Below are 3,886 nucleotides of genomic sequence, written 5' to 3'. Positions count from 1 at the left end.
TTCATTAGCAAGTGATGATGTGCGGGTAAGTCCATTTACTTTAATATTCGAACGAGCAGGTCTGGCGTTTGCAGCATCAGCTATCAATGCCGTTATTTTAACAGCCGTTTTATCTGCTGGTAACTCAGGTATGTATGCTTCTACGCGTATGCTGTGGAACTTAGCGAAAGATGGAAAAGCACCAAGGTTCTTAGCAAAAGTGAATAAACGAGGCGTTCCAGTGAATGCTTTAATCGCAACGGCACTTGTCGGTACACTTGCATTTGGTGCTTCATTTTTTGGAGACGGTGCGGTATACACGTGGTTACTTAACGCTTCTGGTATGTCTGGCTTTATTGCTTGGTTAGGAATTGCCATCAGCCACTATCGTTTTAGAAGAGCATTTGTTGCCCAAGGTCATGATTTGAGTGAACTTCCATATCATGCAAAACTTTTCCCGTTTGGTCCTATCTTTGCCTTTATTTTATGTGCTGTTGTCATTTTAGGTCAAAACTATTCGGCGTTTATGGGTGATTCGATTGACTGGTACGGTGTACTTGTTTCTTATATCGGACTTCCTTTATTCTTAATTGTTTGGTTAGGATACAAATGGACGAAAAAGTCAAAACTTATTCCGTTAAAAGAATGCCAAGTAACAGTGAAAAAATACGAATAAAAAAAGCTCTCTATTCAAAAGAATAGAGAGCTTTTTTTATGTGATCTGATCAGCAAAATGAAGAGATATATAGGCGGGCTGATTTTTCATAACAAGCATATAACCTTTGAGGGGACGATTACAGTAATCAGCAGCTTCTATATAATAAATACGCTGAATTAACCTGCTTAAATGGGTTGCAAAAGATGGAAGTTGATGAGTAGGAATGCTTTGGATGTAGTCTATGATTTCTTGTTTAGTTTGAAGGCCCGAATGGGTACATTCTAACAGATGAAAAAGCGGATCTGCTGCTATAGTAGATAGTTCAGAATTGTGTTTGATTCTATTCAGCTGGATATGCAGTTCTTTTTTGGACCATCTTTTTGGAATAGCTCTTAGATGCTGATATTGAAAATGTGTATTCATGATAGCTAACACCTTTCGTATTAAAATAATAAAACGACTTATTATTTTAATAACCTTTACACATGAAACTAAAACGTCACAATGTGTAAAGGTGTCATACATCTTATAAAATAAGCTGATAAAAAAGCACATCTTGCCACTGATCAAATTTCCAGCCTACTTCTTTAAATTCTCCGCAAAATGTAAAATTAAATTGCTCATGCATTTTGACACTGATATCATTCCCTTTTGTAATCCCTGAAATGACAACGTGATGGTTGAGTTCTTTAGCTAATTCCAAAATCCGCTTCATAAGCTGTTTTCCAATGCCATGCCCCTGCTGGTTTTTATCAATATAAATTGATAGCTCTACCGTTTGAATGTACGCCTCTTTATCTCGATAAGAAGAAAGCGAAGCATAACCCGCTACTACCCCATCTTTTTCTGCGACAATAAGCGGAAAAAGTTCATTGCTAATATGATTATCAAACCAGCTCCTTCTTTGCTCTACTGTTACAGGCGTTAAATCAAAAGTAGCAGCACTTGTTTGAACAGACTGGTTATAAATTTCAACAAGCATAGGTAAATCTTCTTCTTTAGCATAACGAATGATCATATGTACAAACTCCTTATAGTATAGAATTATCTTTATTTTACTTCTTTTAATAAACATAATCTACATAAAAAACCGATGTGCGCATGCACATCAGTTGTGATTTTGAGCATATTGAAAGGTTTGAAGAACTTGAAGTGTCTCTTTTGTAGAAACGACCGTCGCAAACTCCTCATGCAAAGAAGACAGTGCGAATGTATGTACATCTTCTGCAGGAAGGCTTGTTTTTCCATCGTAGGACATACCATCAAAGCAAGCTGTTGCATCGTTTACAACGTACGTTCTGTACCCTAAATTTCCAGCCATGCGGGCAGTCGTAGAGACGCAGTGATTAGTAGTTAGTCCTATTAAGATAAGCGTATCATAACCATTTGCTTTTAAATAACTGTCTAGCTCTGTTCCAATGAAGCAGCTGTTCACGTGCTTGCGAATTAAGTATTCATCTTCTTGTGGACCAAACCCTTCTTTGAACTGAAACCCCTTCGAACTTGGGTGTAAAGGAGAATCTGGATTTTCTGATGCATGCTGTACGTGAATGACAGGATAATTTTGGCGCCTCCATGCTTGCAGTAGCGTCAGCATATGTTTTTCTGCATCTAGATTGTTTCTTTCCCCCCACTGTGGTGAATAAAATCCTTCTTGTACATCAATAAGCAGCAGCACTGGCCGGGAACGTAGCATAAGCATCATCTTCTTTCATCTTTATTTTAAAATGGAAATAACGTATGTGCACCCATCAGGACCGGCTTTTGACGAATGAACCGTTTGTTTCGGTAAATGTATCCGATCTCCTGCCTGACATAGAACCGTATCATGTTCAACTGTAAAGTAAATAGATCCTTCAAGTATATGAAGAATTTCATCAGTTGGATGGGTATGAGATGGGTGCGTTTGAAAAGCAATATCGTGCTGTACTTCAACGTATCCAGTATACGCCGGAAGCAGTTCTTTAATTACTTCTTCAAACTTTCCGCCAACTCCTTTTTTAATAGAGGCTTTTTTTACGTCCATGCTGCTCACTCCTTTTTAATTTAAACGGACACTGTCCGGTAATATAGTTGTTATCATCGTGTAAAAAATATTGCTTCCACTCTCGGTTTTCCTGCTGTCCATACCATCCTAACTCAGGGTGAGCTGATACGTCATCATATGTTTTTAACCGATCGCGGACCACCTTTTGTACGTGCCGCCCTATTTTTGAATCTCCTGTCATACCTTCAAACACCCACCGAGGTTGAAATGTAATCATAAATCCCCTGCTCTTACGGCTTTTACGTAAAGAATGAGCAGGCGTATTACAGACGACAAAAATAGGTTCTCCGTGAAAGCAAAATTCCCATAATGGATCTTTTGGATCTTTTGGAATGTCTTGCGGCCATGTCTTTTGATCAATTTGATGAAGAAACGTCAGCGTATCCCAAAACATCGTTTCGTACTCTTCCATTGAACGTTCTTTATGTTCAGGCTTAAAGAATAACACAAAGGATGTATAGCGACCTATAGTTTTAAAAGTATCTATGTATTCTCTAAGTGCCGACCCTGCATTCCTAATATCTTGGTAGTTATAAGGAGTAGTCACAAATGAAAACCGCAGTAAATCTTTTTTAAAGCCTTCTACCCCTAATATACAAGGAAATGGATTTTCTTCTGATAATATATCGCTTTGGAAATATTGAAAAGCATCTTTTCCCCAAAACGGGACATGCGTTGACTCTAAAATCTCATTGGCTCGAAAAAGCATTTTTGATGCCATTAAAACCCTCCTTATGGAACTCAACGTTACATGTGTATTAAAGAAAAGAAAGTTTATGAGCATTTTTAACTAAATGCCGCTTCTAAATTATAAAACTCTAATCTATATATATATAAGCTACTATTGGACAAGTTAGAAAGGAGGCTGTGTTTGTGGAGTGGTTTTTGATTGCTATAAAACAAATAATTCTAGGTATTAGTCTCGCAGCACCGGTAGGTCCAATTAATATAGAGATGATTAAAAAAGGGCTGACGAAAGGTTTTTGGGCTTCTTGGCTAGTTGGTTTAGGGGGCATGACGGCCGACATTTTATTTATGCTCCTCATTTTAATAGGGTTAACGCCTTTTGTGCAGATGCAGGCTGTTACTGTTACCCTGTATGCAACTGGTTTTGTCATGCTCACATTTGTTGGCTTTCAAAGTATGAAACAAGCTGTTTCTCGTTCCTTTTCAATAGATGTAAATAAACCCTCTATTAACAG

7 protein-coding genes are annotated in these 3,886 nt (G+C 37.9%); 2 read left to right on the top strand and 5 right to left on the bottom strand.

Annotated elements, in window-relative coordinates; genetic code table 11:
- On the top strand, positions 1-655 hold a 655-nt coding region (locus tag AC1DRF_RS18930; protein ID WP_477741397.1), incomplete at its 5' end, for an amino acid permease.
- 36 nt (positions 656-691) lie between these two features.
- On the opposite strand, the gene AC1DRF_RS18925 is transcribed toward AC1DRF_RS18930, so the two are convergent.
- From AC1DRF_RS18925 to AC1DRF_RS18905, 5 genes are all read right to left on the bottom strand, one after another.
- The gene (locus tag AC1DRF_RS18925; RefSeq protein ID WP_097823284.1) at positions 692-1,060 is read right to left on the bottom strand and encodes a hypothetical protein; all 369 of its coding nucleotides are present in this window, start codon (positions 1,058-1,060) and stop codon (positions 692-694) included.
- Between the two features lie 103 nt (positions 1,061-1,163).
- Positions 1,164-1,655 carry a GNAT family N-acetyltransferase gene (locus AC1DRF_RS18920; RefSeq protein WP_029322018.1) on the bottom strand — a complete coding sequence of 164 codons (492 nt, stop codon included), beginning with the start codon at positions 1,653-1,655 and terminating at the stop codon, positions 1,164-1,166.
- Positions 1,656-1,745: 90 nt separating this feature from the next.
- On the bottom strand, positions 1,746-2,333 hold the full coding sequence (locus AC1DRF_RS18915; RefSeq protein WP_097824354.1) for a cysteine hydrolase family protein: 588 nt from the start codon (positions 2,331-2,333) through the stop codon (positions 1,746-1,748).
- A gap of 21 nt (positions 2,334-2,354) precedes the next feature.
- On the bottom strand, positions 2,355-2,663 hold the full coding sequence (locus AC1DRF_RS18910) for a cupin domain-containing protein (RefSeq protein ID WP_034651653.1): 309 nt from the start codon (positions 2,661-2,663) through the stop codon (positions 2,355-2,357).
- Positions 2,638-3,405 (bottom strand): YqcI/YcgG family protein, encoded by a 768-nt coding sequence (locus AC1DRF_RS18905; protein ID WP_230184146.1) that lies wholly within the window; start codon positions 3,403-3,405, stop codon positions 2,638-2,640. Before AC1DRF_RS18905 ends, AC1DRF_RS18910 begins: the two co-directional genes overlap by 26 nt.
- A 152-nt stretch (positions 3,406-3,557) precedes the next feature.
- Here AC1DRF_RS18905 and AC1DRF_RS18900 point away from each other — a divergent pair.
- Positions 3,558-3,886: LysE family transporter (locus AC1DRF_RS18900; protein ID WP_477741396.1), on the top strand; the 329-nt coding region annotated here is incomplete at its 3' end.

It is taken from the genome of Priestia sp. P5_B4, from assembly GCF_056400385.1.
This window is presented reverse-complemented; position numbering and strand designations above follow the sequence as displayed.

Excerpts from the sequence above, each read along its gene's own strand:
- AC1DRF_RS18925 (WP_097823284.1), bottom strand. The coding sequence starts at position 1,060 with ATGAATACACATTTTCAATATCAGCATCTAAGAGCTATTCCAAAAAGA.
- AC1DRF_RS18920 (WP_029322018.1), bottom strand. The coding sequence starts at position 1,655 with ATGATCATTCGTTATGCTAAAGAAGAAGATTTACCTATGCTTGTTGAA.
- AC1DRF_RS18915 (WP_097824354.1), bottom strand. The coding sequence starts at position 2,333 with ATGCTACGTTCCCGGCCAGTGCTGCTGCTTATTGATGTACAAGAAGGA.
- AC1DRF_RS18910 (WP_034651653.1), bottom strand. The coding sequence starts at position 2,663 with ATGGACGTAAAAAAAGCCTCTATTAAAAAAGGAGTTGGCGGAAAGTTT.
- AC1DRF_RS18905 (WP_230184146.1), bottom strand. The coding sequence starts at position 3,405 with ATGGCATCAAAAATGCTTTTTCGAGCCAATGAGATTTTAGAGTCAACG.